Below are 23026 nucleotides of genomic sequence, written 5' to 3' on the forward strand. Positions count from 1 at the left end.
CTAATTCTATTTTTTAGGCTCTACATAAGCAACAAATTTTTCAGCATTATCTTTATTTAAATCTGTTAATGAAAATGTGCCAATGCTAAAGCGCATCGTTAATACATTATCATTTAATTCGATATTTTCAATTTCGTCATATCTAATGTTTCTATAGTAAAACTGTCCATCCATATCAACATTTAAAATAAGACGTTCATTTGTTGCGACATAAGCTGCCTCATATACTTTGATTTCACCTTGAACAGGGTACTCCATTTTTCCTAAAACGGAAGGACCTTGTTTCTCAGTTGGAAATAAATCTTCTGGATTAATATTATCTAATATCATTCGATTACCTACCTTTTCAATTAGTCTGCAACTTCTAAGTCTACAGTATTAATATCAATACCCATAGCATCTGCTACACCTTGACCGTAAGCAGGATCTGCTTTATAACAATGTCTAATGTGACGGTGTTTAAGTGGGTCAGTAACTGGCCCCATTTCGTTAGCCGTATTATTAAATAATATTTGTTGCTTATCAGGTGACATGCGACGGAATAATTCACCAGGTTGTTCAAAGTAGTTATCATCATCTTCACGATAGTCATATTCGAATGCTTGACCTTGAATGTCTAAGCCTGGTTTTTTGTATTGCGGTTGGTCTTCAAGCGCACCGTTACTATTTGGATAATAGTGTGTGCCACCGCCTTGATTATTATCTAAAATTCTCATTTGACCATCTCTACTGAATGGACAAATATTTTCAACACCTACACCTTTAGGTTGGTTTACTGGAATTTGCCAATGGTTAGCACCAAGTCTGTAACGTTGTGTGTCACCATATGAGAATAAACGGCCTTGTAACATTTTGTCTGGTGAAAAGTCTAGCCCTGGTACGATGTTTGTTGGTGCAAATGCTGCTTGTTCAACATCTTGGAAATAGTTTTCAGGGTTTCTGTTTAATTCAAACTCTCCTACTTCGATTAATGGGTATTCGTCTTTATACCAAACTTTTGTTAAATCAAATGGATTACCTTTATGGTTGCGTGCTTGTTCTTCAGTCATTACTTGGATGTACATTTTCCATTTAGGGAAGTTACCTTCTTCAATGTTTCCAAATAAATCTCTTTGAGAAGACTCTCTGTCATTTGCTATAACTTGTGCTGCTTCTTCAGGTGAATAGTTTTCTATACCTTGTTGTGTTCTGTGGTGGAATTTAACCCAAACACGCTCGCCTTTATCATTGTACATAGAGTATGTGTGAGACCCAAAGCCATGCATATTTCTGAAACCTTTAGGAATACCACGATCTGACATCACTATCGTAATTTGATGTAACGCTTCTGGTAATAATGTCCAGAAATCCCAGTTTGCTTGAGGATCTCTCATGTTTGTTTTTGGATTACGTTTAACAACATGGTTTAAACTTGCGAATAATTTAGGGTCTCTGAAGAAGAAGACTGGTGTATTGTTACCAACTAAATCCCAGTTACCTTCGTCCGTATAAAATTTCAATGCAAAGCCACGAATGTCACGTTCTGCATCAGCTGCACCACGTTCACCTGCTACTGTTGAAAAACGAGCGAACATTTCAGTTTCTTTTCCAACTTCAGAAAAAATACTTGCACAAGTGTACTGTGTAATATCATTTGTTACTTTAAATGTACCAAACGCACCAGAACCTTTTGCATGCATACGACGTTCCGGAATAACTTCTCTATCGAAGTGCGCCATTTGTTCTATGAAATATATATCTTGCATTAAAAGCGGACCTCTAGGACCTGCTGTCATACTATTTTCTCTATCTCCTACTGGTACACCAAATAATCCTGTTAGTTTTTTACTCATTATATTATCTCCTTTAATTTACCGCAGTTAAGTGATTCTTTTCTTTATAATTATTGATGACTGCATTTGCAATACTTTCAATGAACAGTTGATTTGAGCCAGGCATTTCAGCTCTATAATAATTACAACCTAAATCATCGCAAACTTTTTTACATTCATAATCATTATCATATAAGACTTCTAAATGTTCACATGTAAAACCTAATGGAACGTATATAAAGTTTTGATAATCATATTGTTCATGTAATGTTTGAGTTAAATCTTGCACATCTGGTCCAATCCAAGGTTCTCCAGTATTACCTTCAGATTGCCAACCGTTAAAAACATGGTTATGTCCAATTCGTGATTGGATTAACTGTGCTGTTTCTTCAAGCTGACTTGGATAAGGATCATTATGTTCCAATATCTTTTCTGGAAGACTATGAGCCGAAACGATAATTGCTGTTTTTTGATGCGCTTCTTCAGGTATTAAATTCAATTGTGTATTTACTGAATCAACCCAATATTGGATAAATTTCTCTTCTTTATAAAATTGATCCAATGTAGTTACTTTAATATTTTTCTCATTTGCATATTGAGATGCGCGTTGGTTATACATTTCTACTGAAAATGAAGAATAATGTGGTGTTAAAACTACACTGACGATTTCATCAATACCCTCCGCACTAATGTCATCTATCGCATCTTCAATGAATGGATGTATATGTTTCAAACCTATATATAATTCATAGCTTATGTCATTCGTCATTGAGTTAAGTGTATAACATAATGTTTCTGCTTGTTTTTCCGTCGTTGTTGCTAAAGGTGATACGCCACCAATATATTCATATCTATCTTTCAAATCTATGTATGCTTCATGGCTTGGTTCGTGTCCATGTCTGATATGCGTATAGTAAGGTAAAATATCTTCTTCCTTATATGGCGTACCATAGGACATACATAATAATGCTACACGTTTCATGTTAAGTGCACCTCCACTAACTCGCTCTTCTTTACAATAATTATCTATTTGTAATTATTATAATCTATTATAACGCAAAAATGATTAAAGTCTATATTTAAATATTTAATAAATCATTTGAATTGATAATACATCCTTATAAGTGATAATGAATTATGCGTTTTCATTATTTTTCATTGTTATTAAATTGTGAAATTATACTTTATTTTCTTGCAATAATCTATGTTTTATATGTAGAAAGTGAAAGTAGTAGCCGTCTGCCTCACATTAAATAATTTAATCCGAATTGAACACATACAGGCTGTAGCTGTGCCCTTGGCAAGCGAGTATGAAATAATATGTAATATAGCAAAATAGAGCTACCAATAATTTGGCAACTCTATTTAACGATAATATTCAATTTACATCACAATTCTTCCGTTATACAAAATCATTTTTTATTATAGTCATTATATATCTTTCCTGTTAAAACCGATCACACCTATGACACACAGTATAATGAAAATAAGTAAAAGGGTTATTATCGGCCCACTTGTAAAATCATCTATCGGCAGACTTGGAATATGCTCAAATGGCGTGATATCTTTCATCCAATCTTTCACATTCAGTAAAGTACCTAAATAATTCACTAAAAAAGTATAAGCAAGATAAGCATAGACTAAAGTCGTTAACTTTATGCCCCATCCAATTACGACAGTTCCTATACCAACAAAACTCAGTATGGCTGGTATATAGACGATAGCTGATTGGATAACCATGTCAAAATCGAGTGGCGTATCCATTGAATAGAATTGTCCAGCATACAAACCGAGTCCTGCGACAAAAATCATCACTACCGCATTCACCACACTGATGATTAGAAAACTCAATAAGTACTTGATACGCGAAATCGGATTCGCTAATACAAGCGTCGCGTACTCTTTATCTATGGCTTTCTTTATTTTAAATAAAGCTAACAGTGTAGGCACCGTACTGATTATTGCCATCACCAACATTAATTGCGGTAAAAATTGTTTGACGTAATCTCCATTTGGATTTTCTAACATAGACAGTAATAATGGATTATCTTTAAAAAAGTCGTCTAAATTTCCAAAAATAGAGCCATATGATAAACCAAGTATAAATAACCCAATAGCAAAATATATAAAACTCATTTTTTGTAATTTTATTTGTAAACCTAGTGGAGATTTCATGTACGATTTCGCATGTTGCTTGCCTTTTTTCTGTGGTAATAATTTAGCTTCAATATCACGCAAACCATTTAACACAAAGGCAGATATAACAAAGATAACTGTAATGCCTAAAATGCACCACACCGGCCACCAATAATCTTCTGAAAAAGCATACGTTCTAGACAGCCAGCCCATCGGTGAAAACATAGATAGCGTCTCGTTGGCTACGTCTCCAAACGCCCTAACCAAATACATGATGAGTAATAGCGCGATACTCACACCGGTTGTTTCACTACTTGATGATACAAATTGGGCAACTAACATGGTCAATGCAGCAAACATAATACCAAATACACCTAAAGCCGAACTATATAAAAATGCCCCAACTAAATCTATACCATCAACGCTTAACAACGTTAGACCTAATGTAAGTAATATCATTAGACTGACATTAAGTAATAAAGTCTGAAGTAGGTGGCCCATCAATGGTGCTTGTTTACCAATAGGCAAAGCAGTTAGTATGATTATTCTACCGTCTTCTTCATCGCCACGCGTACCTCGAGATACTATCAAAATATTCATAATTGCTACCATTATTGCTGTGAATAAAGTCATTTCATGCGTAAAAAGGACACCAATGTTTACATGTTCAAAATCAGCTGGACCGAGCATCGCTTGCATCGCAGGGTTTTTTGACATTTCAATAATAGGACTCATCTTAGATTGGCTCGGGTACATCGACTCAAAAGCAGGTGGAATCATTAACGTTAAAGCAGTTAATAAGACCACCCATAAAATCATTTTTTTACTATTTCTTTTTACATAAAAATAAAATAACTTTGAGGTTTGGTAAAATGATTGTTTCATATCATTCACCTACTTCATCTGTGGCTTCATAATATCGTTTAAATATTGCTTCTAGTGTTGGTGGCATAGATTCCAATTTTTTAATTTCGAAGCGACTTAGATATTCAATTACAGCAGAAATTTTATCTGAATCGACTTCAAAATAATATGTGTTGTCTTCTTGCCTCACATTATTCACACCCGTCACTTGTGTTAACGTTCCTAATTGCTGTCCACTTTCAACGGTGAATTGCATACGTGTAAGATGACGCATCTCGTCTAAAGTCCCAGAAGTTATCATTTTCCCTTTACGGATAATACCTACGCGATCGCACAATTTTTCAACTTCACTTAAAATATGACTCGAGAGTAGTACACTTTTGTTATTGTTTTTAATGTCTTTTATGCATTCTTGAAAAACTTCTTCCATTAAAGGGTCAAGGCCAGAAGTAGGTTCATCTAAGATATATAATTTTGCATCAATACTAAACGCAGTAATTAATGCTACTTTCTGACGGTTTCCCGTAGAATAAGCACTACATTTTTTACTAGTATCTAATTCAAAGCGTTTAATTAATTCATTTTTTCTAGTGTGATTTGCTTTAGGATGAAGATTGAGAAAGAAATCAATAATTTCTCCACCGGTTAAATTTGGCCAAAAATTGACATCACCAAGCACAAAAGCGAGATCTTTATGCACAGCGACTGCATCTTTCAGCGCATTTTTGTCAAAAATTTCAATATTACCTTGTGTTGGTTTCAACATACCTAATATTGCTTTAATTGTCGTCGATTTTCCAGCCCCGTTTGGTCCAATAAAACCATAAACTTCACCCTCATTGAGTTCTAAATTCACACCATCTAAAGCGTAAAATTTACCAAAGCGTTTTGTTAAATTATGAATTTTAAGTAGGGTCATACATACCACCCTTTACACGATTTATAACAGCCCTTTAACTCTAAAATCAGTAACGATTAAAATTATCTTGTCTTCTTTCATATCTGCATCACAAGTTTCTGCATCACTAGAAGGCACACCTAATATGCTAAGTTTTTCTTTTAATTCTTCAGCTTTTGAATCAAAATCTTCATCTATATCAACTTCATTATAATCAACTGCTGTAACTTTTATTTGTTCAGTAACCTCTGCAGTTCGATTTTTATCATTTGATAGCACGTATATATCTTGGCTACCAATACCTCTATCTTTTAAAGCCTTCACATCCGCTACTAAAGCCGAGTCATTTGTATAAGGTTTCACAACAGGTGCCATACGAATCATCCCTTTCCAATACTTCAACTTATTAAGATACTAATTTTTCGCCTTAATCATTAAACTGTTATATCGATTTTCAGTTATATAAAAATAAGTGTTCTCTAACATTAAATCGAACAATTCATCTCTGACCATGTCATCTGTCATTTTAAATTGCGTTTCAACCTTTTCTTGTTCTTCATCTTCAACAAAAATAACTTGATCTTTTCTTACATCTACGGTCTTACGTTTATAAATGAGTTCGAGATGCGCACGCCCTTGATGTATCGCTTCTAAGTTGTCTATCTTATAGGCACTTTGTACAAACTCTTCAATTCGTCTTTCTCTGTGACGCTTACCTTTTGAAGTTTTAAAATCCTTTGTATACTTTAGCTTAACAAGTAAATAAATGACTAATATGAAAAGTATCGTTACAAGAAATAGTAGCGTAGCCATACATAGTCCCCCCTTTTATTCATGTGAATCTTCAATTTAAGTTTACATTTTCCAACATTACAGTTATTTTTCCCTTTGAAAACGCTTTTAAACACTTTTAAAATCTTAAAATTAACTTTTATTGTTTTAAAAGATTACTATTAATAATTTATACTTATTTACTAATACAATCTGACAATATATAAAGTTTAACTTCTATAAAAAAGGCAAAATGTATAGTATGTAAGAATTATGAAGGGTGATATATAATGCTTTTACAAGAAGAAATTAATAACTTGGAACAATTCGATGGTAAGTCACGAAATCAGAAAGTATTCTCAATTTATTTAGATACTAGTCCCGAACAAGGGACAAAGTGGAAGATCGAATTAAAAAATGCCCTAAAAGACTTATCAGACAAAACAAAAAGCAGTGACAATCATGAAGAAAAAAACCAAGCTAAAGACATTATCAATAAAGTAGAAACTGAAATACAGGGCGCTGAACCTAATTTAAAAAGAGGTCTTATTTTGTTTATGACTGCCGACGAGACATTAAAGTTCGAAAAGCACGTAAATATTTCTATAAAAACAGAATTTAAATGGGATACAAAACCTAAATTAGATCAGCTAAAATCATTACAACAAAGCTATCCTTATACGGGTGTTTTAGTTTTACAACAAGACAAAGCACGTGTGATTGAAACTGAAATTGGTACGATTGTAGACGAAGATTATTACACTCTAGATTTAGATACTAATGATTGGAGAGAACATTCTGGACCACAAGGTGATGATTTAACTCAAGGCGGCGCGCAAAGAGATGAATATAAAGAACGTGTGAAAGCTAATCAAGAACGTTGGTTCAAAAGTTTAGTAGCTACTATTGAAAAAAATGCTAAGAAAAAAGGTTGGCACCAACTTTACTTAGCTGGTGAAAAAGAAGAAGTAGAAAAATTAAAAACGATGTTCAATCATAACATTGACCAAGTAACACCAAGTAATATACTAAATTTAAATGCGACAGAAATTATAAATAAAGTAATGGAAGAATAAACTTCAAATCATGCTAGTCACAATATACAAAAAACCTTAATATGTACTAAATTTTAAAATCTGTACTTTGCTTTACCATATAATTTAAAGGGTTTGTTTCCTTATTTTTGTAGGAGACAAGCCTTTTAATTTTTTTGATTCGTTCATAGTTATGAAACTGAATATATTAATATTATTATATCTATTTTTTCAATTCATTTTGATAGTATTTCAATATAAAAATGCCCCCTTCACATTTAGCTTTTTAAGCCTAAATTTGGGGGGCATATCAATAACAATTTATTTTTGTTAAGGTGTTTTTATACATGGATAGTAATGTCACCTATTGTTTTGAGTTGAGGTTGCGTTACCCACTTTCAAAGCTTGGAGCATAATCCCTATAATGAGTATGCTACCTATTGTATCTGTAAAAAAGTGTGCACGTAGATAAATTCTGGAAATGATAATCGAAATGACCAATAATACGCAGATGATAGTTAACCATTTATTATTTTTCAACAATAATATGAGACTCACCAGTAGACAGACACTTAACACGTGCATACTCGGAAAGCTATAGCCATCTATACTAATATCAGGTCTTGGTCGTTGAATAATATATTTAAAAAATGTACCTATCAACAAAACACTGAAACACCAAAATCCATACCACCAAAACTTAAATTGATTATAAATAAATACGAGTATTAAAATCACCAATATCATGAGTAAACAATGCAACGGCTGAAATATATTAGAAATTATTTCAAGATATACAACGACACCGTTAGAGTTAATCGTCCCATGTAACCATTGATAAATAAAATTATCTAATGGATCAGTTAAATCTATATGTATACATATCATGAGTATCAATAAGCACAAACTTATTAAAATCATTTTCAAATAGTCTCTCACTTAGTTTAATTTCCTTTCGTTATTAATTCTTCTAGCTACTGCTAATAGCGTTCCATAGGCGATACTTATGCTCAATATAGATGATCCGCCATAGCTTAATAGCGGCAATGTTACCCCTGTTAAAGGAATGATGCCCGAGACTCCTGCTAAATTAATGAACACTTGCATAAATAAATAACTTACGACACCGACGCAAATTAATTTATAAAATTGATTTGTGGTTTTATTTGCATATATAAGCCCTTTAACTAAAATAAAGCCATAAATCAGTAATATAAATAATACACCCAGTAAACCTAATTCTTCTGAAATAACCGTGAAAATAAAGTCAGTATGCGGTTCTGGTAAGTAACCTAGTTTAGCAATGCCATTACCTAGACCTTTTCCAGTAAATCCACCATTTCCAATTGCTGTTAAAGCACTCGTCAGTTGATACCCATCATCTTTTTCGTATTTAAATGGGTCAAGGATGACTTGAATACGTCTTAATCTGTAAATATTTTTAGCATCAAAAATCAAAGTATAGATACTATAAAATACAATTGGAATCACTGCAATTGCCATGATCTGAATTTTCACCTTATTTTTTAAATCTGAATAAATAAGTATGCAAGCAATAATCGCTACTGTTAATAAAGTACCGCCCAAGTCCCCTTGCATTAAGACAAGTAATAGACTAATACCGATGATGCCTAGTGGTGGGATGAGATGTTTCAACTGATAATCCCTTCGACTCGATACACGTTGATTAATCACATAAGAAAGATAAAAAATTGAGGTTAGCTTTAAAAATTCTGAAGATTGAATACTAAATAAACCTAAATTAATCCAGTTCTTGGAACCGTTTATTTCCTTACCAATTAACACAGTAATCAGTAATAGTAACAATGTACCTAACACCATTATTTTCTGTACATTATGCTCTTTAACAGCATTAATGTTAACAAAACTACCAATAAATATAATAATAACTATACCTAAAATCAAAAAAAGCAATTGTCTTTTCATAAAATAATTACTTTCAATAGGTATGCCACCTGTTAATGCGCCCTTAGATGCAGAAACCATACTAGCACTGTACACCATCATTACTCCTATAATACCGAGTATGATAAAACAGAGAATCATACTAAAATCTAAACCTTCTAAACGCCTACGCGCCATTGTTAAAAATCGCTTCATGACTTCACCTCATTATGACTGATAGACTCCAGTAAAACATATTTTTACTATACCCTCAATCATACTTTAGGCTCACCTAACTAAGATTCGATTATACACATTCTCATATTATTAAATATGCTGCTTTAAATCATATGCATTGTGCTACTTTTCATCTTATGATAAACTCTATTAACGACTTAACATATCTATAATAACTATTATATAAATGAATGATTTTTTTAATAATTTCACTCAACAAAGGAGTTTTAACTTGAATAAAGACCGTTTTGATCAAATTGCCAAAAAGTACGATGGCCCGAGTAGAATACATCTTGCTGATACAATTGCAGCAGAGGTAAACAAGGTATTCGAAAACACTTCGTATCAGTCGTTATTAGATTATGGTGGCGGCACTGGTCTAGTAACATTAAATATAGAGCACCATTTTGACGAAGTCATAATGATGGATGCTGCGTCTCAAATGATCGAGGTGTTTGAAAGCAAAATTTCTGAACTAGGTAAAACACATATTAACGCTTATGTAGGTGACATTCTTTCAGATGAAACACAGATTAATACTAGCTATGATGTAGTTTTCCTTTCCTTAGTATTACTACACAGCGGTGATTACAAAGCGTTATTAACAGCATTACGTGCGAAATTAAATTCTGGTGGTCTGCTCGTTCTTGTTGATTTTAATAAGAATGAAAATGTATACCATCCAAAAGTCTATAATGGCTTTGAACAAACGGATATCCAGCAACTATTTACTGAATTAGGCTTAACGGATGTCCAATCACACACATTTTATGAAGGTCAAAATATATTTATGAATAAAGACGCGAGTTTATTTATTGCAACTGGCCGTTCATAATTTAATATACAAAAAGCGAACTTTCAGCTGTTGAAAGTTCGCTTTTTGTATAATTACATCACTGATTTTAAATTTTCTTTTTCAACATCTGACAAAAAGGCATATTGAACTGCTCTTAAATTGATAAATTCAATCTGTTCAATAGAAATAAGTTGATGTTTCATCAATAACGCATATTCTTCATTTAGTGAGGTTTGAGTGACCGTACGATTATCCGTGTTAATAATAAAAGGAATATCCTGTTCTAACAAGTAAGGTATATTTAATTCTGTTAAATCCTTTATCGCTTTCGTTTGAACATTACTTTTCGGACACATTTCTAACATCACATTGTTTCGCTTTATTTCTTGTAACGCTGCTTCATTTTCATTAATGGCAACACCATGACCCACACGTTTTGCGCCTAATTTAATAGACTCCATAACATTATGCATACATCCACATTCACCGGCGTGTAAAGTGAGATTAAACCCTTTATCTAAACCGTATTGAATTGTGGTACGAATATCTTCTGGTGGAAATGCTGCTTCAGGACCTGCAAAATCAATTCCACGCACCACTTCACTATCTCTCTGCTCAAGATAATCGAAAAGCGCTTCATTCACTGTAGCTTCATGCTGTCTCATTGCACAAACCAATAAATTAATTTTGATATCCATCGTTTCTGTTGCAAGTTGGACACCCGCTTCGACTGCTTCCAATACATCTGCTAACGACAAGTCGTGTTCAGTATGCAATAACGGTGCAAAGCGAATTTCTATATACTTTACATTATCCTTACTTGCCTGTTGTGCAACATCTACGACAGCTCTTTTGAGACTATCTTTTGTCTGTAGCACTTTTAATATTTCATCAAAACACTGCAAATATTCATCTAGGCTTTCACAATTTTCACTTACGAGCAAATAGGATTCTTTTAAAGTTATATTTTGTTCAGCAGCAAGTTGCTTTATTAACGCTATACTTGTTGAGCCATCGAGATGACAATGAAGTTCTATTTTAGATATATCTTGTATGGATTTATGCATGTCTGAAACCTTCCTTACTTCCGATATGTCACTATAATTATATTTTGCTGTAGACACAAAGAAAGATTTTATTAGAAATTAATTCATATACTATAACATGATTATTTTAACATGACCATAAAACTATCCGCATTAAAGACAGATGCTCATCAATTATAAATCGCTTATACACTTTAATTTATTATAGTTTTCCAAAATACCCCAAAATGGTTAATGTTATACCTAAACCTATAAAGCATGTGAATAATATTAGGACAATCACTTTGAACTCTAGCATAAAATAATTTCTATCTTGTCCTTTATTTACTAGGAAAACACCACAAAACACTACTAAGATCAATATAATAAGCAAACTATAAGCAATTATATTTAAGATTTCCAACCATATTCCCCTTTCGTGTTTTGTCTTTTTTTAATACTTTAATCAACACGCCACAATATTTAATTCATCTATCTAAATATATTGATACAGCTTCAAATAGTTAACAATTTTATTTACAGATTGCTCGATACTTTCTTTTTCTGTATCTATGACTATTTCTGGCGTTTCTGGTGTTTCATAAGGTGCACTGATACCAGTAAATCCAGCAATTTCTCCACTTCGAGCTTTCTGATACAATCCCTTAGGATCTCTCGCTTCACATTCCTCGAGACTGCATAATGTATGCACTTCTATAAATTCGTCCGTTTGCAATAAACTGCGTACCGTGTCACGATCCGCTTGATAAGGTGAAATAAATGCAGAAACAGTGATTAACCCTGCATCGACCATTAGCTTTCCTACTTCGCCAATCCGTCTAATATTCTCTGTACGGTCTTCTGGACTAAACCCAAGATTATTGTTAAGTCCATGTCTGACGTTATCTCCATCTAATCTATACGTATGTATCTGACGTTGAAATAATGCTTTTTCTAACGCAACAGACACCGTTGATTTACCAGACCCTGATAATCCAGTAAACCAAATCAATACACTTTTGTGGTCGTTACGGCGTTGTCTTTCTTCTTTTTTAACTTCAGATTCGTGCCATGTAATATGTTGAGATGTGTTCATTCACTTCACTCCTTTAAATTATTTCTCTTGCAAGCCTTTAATCAATACTTCTGCTACTTCTGGTCTTGAAAATGCTTTAGGCAGTGATTCTCCATTTTTAAGCTTTTCGCGGACTTTTGTACCACTCAGATGTAAATGTGACGAAGCATCGTGTGGACATGTCTTCGCTGTTGCCATGTTTTCACAAGTTTTGCAGTAAAAGGCGTGTTCGAATTTCAATATTTGTATTCCTAATTCTGCTTCATATTTAGTAATAAGCTCTTGGGCTTCATACGTACCATAGTAATCACCTACACCAGCATGATCACGTCCAACAATAAAATGAGTACAGCCATAATTTTTTCGCACTGTCGCATGTAATATCGCCTCTCGTGGACCCGCATAGCGCATTGCCGCAGGATAAATGACTAAGCGTGCTTTATTTTCCGGGTAATAATTTTTAAGAATGACTTCATAACTCTCCATGCGTACAGCAGCTGGAATATCGTCAGATTTTGTTTCTCCAACTAATGGATTCAATAATAGACCATCAACAGATTCTAAAGCTGCTTTTTGTATGTACTCGTGTGCTCTATGTACTGGATTTCTTGTTTGGAATCCTACAACTGTCTTCCAATTCAAGTCATTAAATAATTGTCTTGTTTCAGCAGGATCTAAATGATAATCTACAAAATCGTCATGCTTTGGTCGATCTAATAAATAGATTGGTCCAGCAAGATAGACATTCCCTTTTTCATATACTTTCTTCACACCTGGATGGTCAACGTCTGTAGTTCCATATACATGTTGCGCTTCTTTCTCTTTGTCGTACGTATATTTCTCCTCTAATTCAAGTACGCCATATAAATGTTCGTCTTCACCATATAATGCGACACGTGTTCCTATCTCTAGTTGCTTTGCTTTATCTTCAGTTACAGGTAAGGTAATTGGGATACTCCACACTAAGCCATTACTTAAATGTAACTCTTCTACTACATTTTTATAATCTGCTTCATTCATAAATCCTGTTAACGGACTGAACCCACCAATAGCAATAAGCTCTAAATCTGACAAACTCCAAGGATTCAGCGTAATAGCAGATAATGATTTCGACTCCGCCAATAATTCTTTTTTTAGTAAGTCACTCACTTCTCTGTTAATGAGTTTTCCACCATGTGCTTCAATCGTATTTGTAATCGTTTCTGTTGTTAATGTCATACTTAGACACTCCCTTTATGTTTTAATCTAGTTCATTCGTATTTGCTTTATTTTTAGAAATTGAAAATGATAATTTTTTATTTTGATATAAAGCATAAGTAATTAAAATAATCCAAATGACAATAAGTGATACTTTAATTGTTATAGATATTACTGGTGTTGGTTCAAAAACGCTGATTAAAGAACTACTATTAGTAAAGATAATCAAACCACTTACGCAAACCGCTAAGATATTCACCGGTAAAATTTTAACAAGCCAAGCTGCGAAAGGCGCTGCAATTAATCCTCCAATACTCAATGACACCACTAAACCTAAATTAATCTGACTCCAACCTAAAAAGATAATAAAGCTAATTGATGCTGAGAGTGCCACGAAAAATTCACTCGCAGACACGGTACCAATTGCATATCTTGGCTCTAACTTTTTTTGAGCTAGTAACAATGGTGTGTTGACTGGCCCCCAGCCCCCGCCACCAACTGAATCAAGGAAACCTGCAATTGCGCCTTGTGGAATCATAGCGTAACGACCTATTTTACTTGCATCTTTTTGTATTTTGTTGTCTTTTTTAAATAAAAATTGGTATAAAATATAAAAACCCATAGTTAATAAAAACACAGCAATAAAAGGCTTAATTAAATTACTATGTATATGACTTAAAAATGCCGCTCCAATAAATGCTGTAATTGCGCCTGGAATTGCTAATTTAATCATTGTCGGCTTGTGCACATTTTCAAACTTCCAGTGTGCTGTGCCAGAAGCAGCAGTTGTAGCAACTTCAGCAAAATGAATCGTTGCAGATGCAATTGCTGGCGCTATACCGAAAGTTAATAATATTGAGGAAGAAGATGCACCGAATCCCATACCAAGGGAACCATCTATCAATTGTGCGAGAAATCCTGCAAGTGCGAAGATAAATAACTTATACATGTGTCATACTCCTTCCGAATTGTGTTTAGTTCAGTGAATCAAGCCATTTAACCACATCTCTTTGGTTATCTTTTTCTAAATAACGATCTGCTAAAATTGATTTTAAAAATCTTTGCTTTTCTAATGAAGATAACGAACTACGTTTAACGCGTTGTCTACATTCATATAAGAAATCTACATACATTTCATAACGACTCGTAAACTGTTGTTGAAATTCAGCGAGAATTTGTGCGGTAAGCGCTGGGCTTGCACCGTTTGTAGAAATACTTAATGTCAACTTGCCACGCCGTAATATACTTGGAAATACCACATCACCTGAGGTCGCTGCTCCAGCCATATTTATCATTGCGTGATTTGGTTTATGTTGCAATACACATTGATTTGTAGATGCGCTATTTGTCGCTACAACAATGAAATCTGCTTGTTGGATATCGTTAATTTCAAATAATTTTTCACTCCATTTGATTGCTGAGCGCTGTACCATATCTTTCAAATTTTCAGTAATAGTGGGGCTAATCACATGAATGTCTTTGGCATAATCGACTAAAGTATCCACTCTTCGTTCTGCAACATTACCGCCGCCAATTACAAAGACTTTCTTGTTTGAAATATCAATCATGAGCGGAATCAATGGCATTATGTCACTCCTTACTATCTTGAGTAATTAAGACTGTTACTGGTTTACAGTTTCAAATGTTTCTTCTACACGTTCTTTCAATGCAATTTGTAAATGACTATGGTTGCCAAGTCGGTCACACAGTACAATGCCATGCTCTCCGTGATATTCATCTATAGTTGTTGCTATATGACGTTCTAAAATACCTGTAAACCACAAATATGGAACTACAAATATTTGTGAATGCGCTTTATTGACTGCATCTTGAAGTGCTTCTTCAAATGAAGGCCCACACGCAGCTAAATAACACACTTCGATGTCTAAATTAATATTTATATCTTGTAACTGCGCTTTGATCGTTGAGAGATCTTTTTGTGTTTGAGGGTTATAACTCCCCCTACCTACGATCAATACTTTCGCATCTATATTAGGTGTCATCTGTGTTTCTTCAATTCTTTGATGTAGTATTTCAGTTAAGCGTTGTTGTACTCCTAATGGTTTTCCATAAAAAACTTTGACATGTGGGTACATTTGCTGATTTCGTTGAATTTCTTTTGGTATATCTTTGAAATAATGTCCTGCACTTAGTAAAAGTACGGGTATCACAGAAATTTCAGTTGCTCCTTTATTGACTAATCGCTGAAAGCCTTGTGACAAGTTAGGCTGTGTTAGTTCTAAAAAGCATGTTTCTTGTAACGGCACATCGATTTGATTTTTAACTAATTCAATAAAGTTCACAGCTTCTTTAACAGCTTCATCTACTCTACTACCGTGGCTGACATATAAGACGCCTCGCATACTAAGCCCTCCCTCTATTGATATGTTAAATTCGCAAGTGACGCTTGTGATTGCCCCGCTTCAAACCAACTGATATGTTCTCTTAATTTGACCACTTCACCTACGACTATCATTGCTGGGTTTTCAATATCTTTGGCAACTTCAACAATGTTCATCAAGTTACCAACCACTGTCTTTTGATTCTCTGATGTACCAAGCTGAACTAAAGCGACCGGTGTATCAATGGGACGTCCGTGTTTAATCAATAGTTCACTAATTTCTGGTAATTTTTTGACACCCATATAAATACACAGTGTTTCTGGACCGAGCGCAAGATGTTTCCAATACGAATCTTTATCTATATTCTTATTAATCACACCTGTAACAAAGGCAACAGATGAGCTATAATCTCTATGTGTAACAGGGATACCTGCATATGCAGGTGCTGCGATACCTGATGTAATACCTGGCACAATTTCAAATGGAATTTGATGTTCCGATAAAATTTCTGCTTCTTCTCCACCTCTTCCAAAAATAAAAGGATCTCCACCTTTTAATCTTGTAATGGTTTGACCTTTTTTCGCAAAATTCACTAACAATTTATTCGTATCTTCTTGTGGTAAAGAATGACGATGAGGATCTTTGCCACAATACATAAACTTCGCTTTCGGCGATGCATGACTTAATAACTGTTTGTTTACTAGTCGATCATATAAAATGATGTCTGCTTGTTGAATCGCTTTTAATCCCTTTACAGTGATTAAATCAGGATCTCCTGGACCCGCGCCTACTAAAAATACTTTGCCCATCTTGCCACCACCTTCTCAATTTATTAGCTATGGAATACTTGACCATCTGTAACTTCGTCTACGATACCTGCACGTATGACGAAATCACCAAAATGTTCACCCTCGGTTCTTTCTTTCGCATATTGTATTAATATTGGTCTTAAGCTTTCTAAAATCTCAGCTTCTGCTATATTTTCTTTAAAAAGCTTATTTAATCGATCACCTGTAAAGCCGCCACCCAAGTACATGTTATATTTTCCTGGCCCCTTACCTATAAATGCAATTTCTGCTAATGCAGGTCTGGCACATCCGTTAGGGCAACCTGTCATTCGAATCGTAATTTCTTCGTCGTTTAAGCCTGCTTCGTCTAATAATTCTTCGATTTTTCCAATAAGTGATGGTAAATAACGTTCGGATTCAGCCATCGCTAAACCACAAGTCGGAAAAGCAACACATGCCATAGAATTTCGTCTTAATCCTGTATAATGTTCGCCATCTGTCAGACTATATTCTGAGATGATTTTTTCTATCTTTGGCTTTTCACTATCAGAAACATGTGCAATTACTAAATTTTGGTTAGGAGTTAGTCTAAAATCACCTTTATGAATTTGAGCAATTTCCCTTAACGCTGTTTTTAATTTATAGTCATCCGTATCTTTGACCCGACCATTTTGTATAAATAGCGTGAAGTGCCATTTACCGCTGCCTTCTGTCCAACCATAGCGATCTCCATTATGGTCAAAATGATATGGTCGCTCACTTTCTAATTGCCATCCAAGACGTGCGTTTAATTCATTTTTAACCCACTCTACGCCTTTGCGATCTACTGTATATTTAAAACGTGCGTTCGTACGGTCTTCACGATTACCATGGTCTCGTTGAATCGTTAATATTTTTTCACAAACGTCCACAACTTCTGCTTTAGGAAAATAGCCAATCAGCCGACCTAATTGAGGATAGGTAGCTGTATTGCCATGTTTCATTCCCATGCCACCACCAATCGTTACATTGAAACCGACGAGTTCGTCTTGTTCTATAATGGCAATCAAACCAACATCTTGTGAATAAACATCGATATCATTTGAAGGTGGTACTGCAATACCAATCTTGAATTTACGTGGAAGATACGTTTTACCGTACAATGGCTCAGGTTCTGCATCACTCGTATCTAATACTTTCTCACCATCTAACCAAATTTCATGATAGGCTTGCGTCTTCGGTGACAAGTGTCGACTAATGTCATTCGCAATTTGATTAATTTCTCCATGTACATGAGACTGATAAGGATTTGGATTACACATCACATTACGATTGACATCACCACAAGCTGCTAAAGAATCTAGTAATGCCTGATTTATACTTTGCATAGAACTTTTTAAATTTTTCTTTAAAATGCCATGAAATTGAAATGCTTGTCTTGTCGTAAGTTTGATTGTTCCATTGGCATAAGTATTCGCAATATCATCCATCGCAATCCACTGTTCAGCAGTTGAAGCACCACCTGGCGCGCGTACTCTAATCATGAAACTGTATGCCGGTTCTAATTTTTGCTTGCGACGTTCATCTCTAATATCTCGGTCGTCTTGCATATAACTGCCATGAAACTTTAAAAGTTTTGTATCATCTTCTGTAATCGAGCCAGTAATTCTATCTGCTAAACCTTCAACAATCGTGCCACGGAGATAATTACTCTGCTCTTTGATACGTTCTAATTCATCTAGTTTGTCAGAAAAGCTTACATTCGTTTCAGCCATACATCATCCCTACCTCTCTTTTAATAAACATCTCTTTGATAACGTTTTTCTTTTTTCATTTGTGTAAGATACGCTTCAGCATCCGTTTCAGACATGCCGCCTTCTTGTTCTAATACGTAGCGAATCGTTTCATGGACATCTTTAGCCATTTGTTTTTCATCACCACATATATATAATGCAGCGCCATTCATTATCCATTCGTAAAATGTTGCACTTTGTTCAGCAATACGATGTTGCACATAAATTTTTTCTTCTGAATCGCGTGAAAACGCTACATCTAATTTGCTTAATACATCATCTTTTAACCAAGTTTGCCATTCTGTTTGATATAAAAAATCTGTAGTAAAGTACTGTTCTCCGAAAAACAGCCATGTATTACCAGTTAATCCTAGTTCCTCTCTCTCTTGAAGATATGATCTAAACGGTGCAACTCCAGTACCTGGGCCAATCATTATAACGGGCGTTTCTTCGCTAAATGGAAATTTAAAATTAGGATTCTTCTTCAAATAAATCGGTATACTATCTCCTGGCTGTAAGCGTTCGGCTAATTGTACGGAACAAACACCATCACGTTGACGTTCGTGAGCCTCATATCTTACTGCACCGACTGTAATATGCACTTCATCTGGATTTGCTTGAAAACTACTTGCAATAGAATATTCTCGTGGTGGTAACTTTCTTAACAATTGATGTAATGACTGTGAATCAAATTGATTCGGCGGAAAATCTCTTAATAAATCGATTAAGTCCCGACCTTCTATGTAACACTGTATCCATAACGCATCCTCTACTTGCTCGGTTAATGTCGTATTTTCAAATAATGTAGAGGCTTTTAGCACTAAATTCTTTGTTAATTTAGTAATTTCGAAATGGTCTCGTAATGCTTCCTCAAGTGTTAGCTTGTCACCATTGGAATTAATAGGAATTTCGTCTTGCGCATGCCAACCTAAAGTCTCAATAAGTAATGCCACGAGATTAGGATTGTTTTGTGGCACTACGACTAAGCAATCACCTGGCTCATATGCTTCACCATAGTCATCTAGTAAAAACTCAATATGCCTTACTTCTTTGTTAGATCCTCGACCGTTCAAATTAATGTTCTCCAAGACTTCTGCTTCATATGGATTTGACTTGGAATAGCGCTTTTCTTTTGTATCCTGTGCTGTTTCTGCTAGTATTACTGTTTCTTTATGACTGGATGATTGGTTGAGTTGTTGAATATTTTCATTCATCCAGATTTCTGCTTGCTCATCAAAATCTAAATCACAATCATGTCTTGCTACTAAACGTTCGCCGCCTAATTCTGACAATCTAGCATCAAAGTCTTTACCTGTTTGGCAAAAGAACTCATATGATTCATCTCCAAGGGCAAGTACTGAATAACGTACACCTTCTAATTTAGGGGCTTTTCTACCATGTAAAAATTCATGAAATGTAAGTGCATTATCTGGTGGATCACCTTCACCATGCGTAGCTGAAATCACAAATAAATCTTCTACTTTTTTCAAGTCTTTAGGTTTAAATTCGTCCATTGCAGTCAATTTCACAGTGTAGTTATGTTCTACTAATCGATCTGCAAAAATTTCTGCCAAACTTTGCGCGTTACCAGTTTCTGAGCCATAAAGCACTGTAATATTTCTATCAATATTGTCTTCTGACTCACTATTTAATACATATTCTGCTACTTGCTGTGGTGCTTCAGCATCACTGACTAAAGTGTTTTGATATGCTGAAAGATAACCACTCAACCAAACTTTTTGTTCTGTGGTTAAAATGCTAACGACCTGATTGAGTTGGTCTGCTTGATGCTCATTAAATGGACTATTTGATACAGATAAATTCACCGCAAGTTCACCTCTTTTTGTTTTGTATACCATTTGTAAAAATGTTGATTAATCTTTCTAATGCTATTGTATTTCTTAAAGACAATTCTATAAATTAAACATAATATAGTTGTTATATAAATAATGGTTTAATTCTATACATGTCCGATGTGTATACTAAGGATTAATAGTAAAAAAAAAGAATCTTAATCTAAATCATGGTTTTTCAGTCGTATGAAGACCACATTCTGTCTTGTTAGAATTACTCCATCTACCTTCCCTTGAGTCTCCAGAAGTTGAAACTGCTGATGTACAAGGTATGCAGCCAATACTCGGAAAATTAAAATCATGTAGTTCATTATAATGTAAATCATGTTTTTTAATATAATGCCATACATCATCCCACGTCCAATGAATAAGTGGGCACACTTTTACTGATTTAAATCTTTCATCTTTGTTTACATAATTTGTAAATTGACGACTTGGTGATTGCTCTCTACGCAATCCTGAAACCCAAGCTGTAGCACCTGATAACACTTCTTCCAGTGGCTTAATTTTACGTATGTAACAACATTGATTAGGATCATTCTTCCAAAGTGCTGAATTGAACTGGTCAGCCTGTTCATCTAGAGTTAATTCTGGTTTTTTAAGCTTGATATTTAGTTCTGGATAACGTGTTTTCACTCTATCGATTAAATCATAGGTTTGTTGAAAATGAAGATCTGTATCTAAAAATACGATTTCAGCATTTTTTCTAACACTATGAATCAAATCAATCAAAACCATACCTTCTGCACCAAAGCTACATGCATAAACAATTGAATCACCATACATTTCATACGCCCATGCGATAACCTGACGTGCACCTTTAGTTTCATCTGAAATATCTAAGTCATTAAAAGCGTCGATTTTAAAGTGCTCATATGTTATTTTTTCCTCTGACATTAATGGGTTCATCCCCTTTTCTTTAATGTTCTGTTTTTAAAATTCATATTATTTTTAGTCTTTAGAATTATTCGAAAATAATTATGATACATACTTTACTCATTGTAATTTTTTATGTCAAGCGTACTTTTAAACTATGGTTTCTATTAAAAACAGTATAATTCCGTTAAATATAAGCGCTTAACATAGCGTATTCAAAATGTTTCGATAATTATTTTTAAATAATAATTATAATAATGTAATTTTCATTAACAACGTTGTAAAACACGTTACATCAACATTTATTATTTTTTATAAATATTTTTCTTATTTTAATTATTGTAAGCTCATATTTTATTCTTTAATCAAATGACAAAAGCGCCAATAACAACTAAATGTCATTGGCGCTAGTTCATGAATAAATTCAATTTTATCTAATAATTATGCTGAAAAACTAAGTCTTGGAATAAATGTTTCAAAGTGAATGTTATCCATTGGTATACCGATTGTTTGTAATTCAGAAATCATTGCTTTTAAGAATGAATCACCACCACAAATATAAACTTCTGTTTCATTATCTACATATTGTTGTAGTTGTGCTACTTCAATAAAGCCGTCTTCATCACGGAAATGTGTGTCAAAACGTGCAAGTGAAGACTGGTCAGAAATATCGTTTAATTTGTTTTCAAAAGCGACATTTTGCGCATTAGACGTTGATTGTAAGAATGTTGATTCTAAACCTGAACTAACCGCTTCTTTATACATAGAAACAAGTGGTGTAACACCCACACCTGAACCTAAGAATAATTGTTTATTTTCTTTATTCGCTAGAGTAAAACCGCCTACTGGCGCAGATAAGCTCAACGTATCTCCAACTGACACTTCATCGTGTAGTATTGTTGATACTTCACCTTCATGCGCTTCAGTAACATCTTTTCTAACTCCAAATGTTAAGAAGTCTTTACCACCATCAACAATAGAATAATGTCTCTTAGCTTGGTAAGGTAGTTTGTCACTCGTAATATCTACAGTAATATATTGACCAGGAACAAATTGACTTAAATCAATATCATCTGATTTAATTGTAAATGCTTTAATAATCTCAGTTTCTTCAGTGATTTCAGTAACTTCAAATGGTTTGAAGCCATCCCAAGCCATATTGCTATAAACTTCTTTTTCTAAGCCGATAAACGCATCAGCAATTTCTCCATAAGCTTTAATCCATGTTTGGATAATTGGATCTTCATCTTCAAGACCAGTCACTTCTTCAATCGCCCATATTAAATTTTCACCAACAATTGGATAATGTTCGGGTTTAACTTGTAATGCACAGTGTTTGTATACAACTGGCATAATCGCTGGAACAATCGGTGACAAATCTTCGATATTTTCAGCTGCTGCTAATACAGCCATTGCAAGTGCTGAAGATTGTAATCCTCTTTTTTGGTTAGTTTGATTAAATACATTTTTTAATTCTGGATGTTGTTCAAAGAGTCTCTTATAAAAAATTGATGTAATCGTTTGTCCTTTATCTTTTAGTAATGGCACTGTTTCTTTAATTGTTTGTATCTCTTCTTGAGTTAACATATTGGCCCTCCTAATTTATTCTATATACCCATTATTATACGAACTTCATTTACTTACAA

Annotated in this window: 22 protein-coding genes; 2 read left to right on the forward strand and 20 right to left on the reverse strand. The window is 34.2% G+C overall.

Annotated features, from left to right (window positions below; all coding sequences use genetic code 11):
• Nucleotides 1-6 precede the first annotated feature (6 nt).
• The 7 genes from NSR03_RS11715 to NSR03_RS11745 all read right to left on the reverse strand — a co-directional run bounded on the left by NSR03_RS11715 (nucleotide 7) and on the right by NSR03_RS11745 (nucleotide 6522).
• Complete coding sequence (locus tag NSR03_RS11715) at nucleotides 7-330, reverse strand: PH domain-containing protein (protein ID WP_002506126.1); 324 nt, start codon at nucleotides 328-330, stop codon at nucleotides 7-9.
• A 20-nt stretch (nucleotides 331-350) separates the two neighbouring features.
• Nucleotides 351-1832 (reverse strand): catalase, encoded by a 1482-nt coding sequence (locus NSR03_RS11720; protein WP_069821191.1) that lies wholly within the window; start codon nucleotides 1830-1832, stop codon nucleotides 351-353.
• A gap of 13 nt (nucleotides 1833-1845) precedes the next feature.
• Complete coding sequence (gene hemH / locus NSR03_RS11725; RefSeq protein ID WP_064783280.1) at nucleotides 1846-2793, reverse strand: ferrochelatase; 948 nt, start codon at nucleotides 2791-2793, stop codon at nucleotides 1846-1848.
• A gap of 449 nt (nucleotides 2794-3242) precedes the next feature.
• Nucleotides 3243-4832, reverse strand: a complete 1590-nt coding sequence (locus NSR03_RS11730) for an ABC transporter permease (protein ID WP_069821192.1) — start codon at nucleotides 4830-4832, stop codon at nucleotides 3243-3245.
• A gap of 1 nt (nucleotide 4833) precedes the next feature.
• Nucleotides 4834-5730 (reverse strand): ABC transporter ATP-binding protein, encoded by an 897-nt coding sequence (locus NSR03_RS11735; protein WP_069821193.1) that lies wholly within the window; start codon nucleotides 5728-5730, stop codon nucleotides 4834-4836.
• 21 nt (nucleotides 5731-5751) lie between these two features.
• The gene (locus NSR03_RS11740; protein WP_236582924.1) at nucleotides 5752-6111 is read right to left on the reverse strand and encodes a general stress protein; all 360 of its coding nucleotides are present in this window, start codon (nucleotides 6109-6111) and stop codon (nucleotides 5752-5754) included.
• Between the two features lie 12 nt (nucleotides 6112-6123).
• Nucleotides 6124-6522 (reverse strand): hypothetical protein, encoded by a 399-nt coding sequence (locus NSR03_RS11745; protein WP_002506132.1) that lies wholly within the window; start codon nucleotides 6520-6522, stop codon nucleotides 6124-6126.
• 248 nt (nucleotides 6523-6770) lie between these two features.
• On the opposite strand from NSR03_RS11745, the gene NSR03_RS11750 reads away from it, so the two are divergent.
• Nucleotides 6771-7556: a VLRF1 family aeRF1-type release factor gene (locus tag NSR03_RS11750; protein ID WP_002506133.1), complete on the forward strand. Its 786-nt coding sequence runs from the start codon at nucleotides 6771-6773 to the stop codon at nucleotides 7554-7556.
• Between the two features lie 318 nt (nucleotides 7557-7874).
• On the opposite strand, the gene NSR03_RS11755 is transcribed toward NSR03_RS11750, so the two are convergent.
• Nucleotides 7875-8402 (reverse strand): phosphatase PAP2 family protein, encoded by a 528-nt coding sequence (locus NSR03_RS11755; protein ID WP_231111864.1) that lies wholly within the window; start codon nucleotides 8400-8402, stop codon nucleotides 7875-7877.
• Nucleotides 8403-8453: 51 nt separating this feature from the next.
• Nucleotides 8454-9635, reverse strand: a complete 1182-nt coding sequence (locus NSR03_RS11760) for an FtsW/RodA/SpoVE family cell cycle protein (RefSeq protein WP_069821194.1) — start codon at nucleotides 9633-9635, stop codon at nucleotides 8454-8456.
• A gap of 253 nt (nucleotides 9636-9888) precedes the next feature.
• On the opposite strand from NSR03_RS11760, the gene NSR03_RS11765 reads away from it, so the two are divergent.
• Complete coding sequence (locus tag NSR03_RS11765) at nucleotides 9889-10491, forward strand: class I SAM-dependent methyltransferase (protein WP_002506136.1); 603 nt, start codon at nucleotides 9889-9891, stop codon at nucleotides 10489-10491.
• A gap of 53 nt (nucleotides 10492-10544) precedes the next feature.
• On the opposite strand, the gene add is transcribed toward NSR03_RS11765, so the two are convergent.
• The 11 genes from add to NSR03_RS11820 all read right to left on the reverse strand — a co-directional run bounded on the left by add (nucleotide 10545) and on the right by NSR03_RS11820 (nucleotide 22967).
• Nucleotides 10545-11519, reverse strand: a complete 975-nt coding sequence (add, locus tag NSR03_RS11770; RefSeq protein ID WP_002506137.1) for an adenosine deaminase — start codon at nucleotides 11517-11519, stop codon at nucleotides 10545-10547.
• A gap of 454 nt (nucleotides 11520-11973) precedes the next feature.
• Entirely contained in the window at nucleotides 11974-12573 is a 600-nt protein-coding gene (cysC, locus tag NSR03_RS11775; RefSeq protein ID WP_002506138.1) for an adenylyl-sulfate kinase, read from the reverse strand.
• A gap of 18 nt (nucleotides 12574-12591) precedes the next feature.
• Entirely contained in the window at nucleotides 12592-13770 is a 1179-nt protein-coding gene (gene sat / locus NSR03_RS11780; protein ID WP_021339278.1) for a sulfate adenylyltransferase, read from the reverse strand.
• Between the two features lie 22 nt (nucleotides 13771-13792).
• On the reverse strand, nucleotides 13793-14698 hold the full coding sequence (locus NSR03_RS11785) for a sulfite exporter TauE/SafE family protein (RefSeq protein ID WP_069813703.1): 906 nt from the start codon (nucleotides 14696-14698) through the stop codon (nucleotides 13793-13795).
• A 25-nt stretch (nucleotides 14699-14723) separates the two neighbouring features.
• Nucleotides 14724-15335 carry an NAD(P)-binding protein gene (locus NSR03_RS11790; protein ID WP_340719234.1) on the reverse strand — a complete coding sequence of 204 codons (612 nt, stop codon included), beginning with the start codon at nucleotides 15333-15335 and terminating at the stop codon, nucleotides 14724-14726.
• A 36-nt stretch (nucleotides 15336-15371) separates the two neighbouring features.
• Entirely contained in the window at nucleotides 15372-16112 is a 741-nt protein-coding gene (locus NSR03_RS11795; protein ID WP_002511921.1) for a sirohydrochlorin chelatase, read from the reverse strand.
• A gap of 14 nt (nucleotides 16113-16126) precedes the next feature.
• The gene (gene cobA, locus NSR03_RS11800) at nucleotides 16127-16900 is read right to left on the reverse strand and encodes a uroporphyrinogen-III C-methyltransferase (RefSeq protein ID WP_002511920.1); all 774 of its coding nucleotides are present in this window, start codon (nucleotides 16898-16900) and stop codon (nucleotides 16127-16129) included.
• A 23-nt stretch (nucleotides 16901-16923) separates the two neighbouring features.
• Nucleotides 16924-18633, reverse strand: coding sequence for an NADPH-dependent assimilatory sulfite reductase hemoprotein subunit (locus NSR03_RS11805; protein WP_340719235.1), 1710 nt, complete (start codon nucleotides 18631-18633; stop codon nucleotides 16924-16926).
• Nucleotides 18634-18653: 20 nt separating this feature from the next.
• Entirely contained in the window at nucleotides 18654-20510 is a 1857-nt protein-coding gene (locus NSR03_RS11810; RefSeq protein WP_285848524.1) for an assimilatory sulfite reductase (NADPH) flavoprotein subunit, read from the reverse strand.
• A 162-nt stretch (nucleotides 20511-20672) separates the two neighbouring features.
• Entirely contained in the window at nucleotides 20673-21401 is a 729-nt protein-coding gene (locus tag NSR03_RS11815) for a phosphoadenylyl-sulfate reductase (protein WP_064783286.1), read from the reverse strand.
• Between the two features lie 420 nt (nucleotides 21402-21821).
• Nucleotides 21822-22967: a globin domain-containing protein gene (locus tag NSR03_RS11820; RefSeq protein ID WP_069813699.1), complete on the reverse strand. Its 1146-nt coding sequence runs from the start codon at nucleotides 22965-22967 to the stop codon at nucleotides 21822-21824.
• Nucleotides 22968-23026 lie beyond the last annotated feature (59 nt).

This window comes from Staphylococcus sp. FSL W8-1207 (assembly GCF_038003745.1).
Lineage (GTDB): Bacteria > Bacillota > Bacilli > Staphylococcales > Staphylococcaceae > Staphylococcus > Staphylococcus equorum.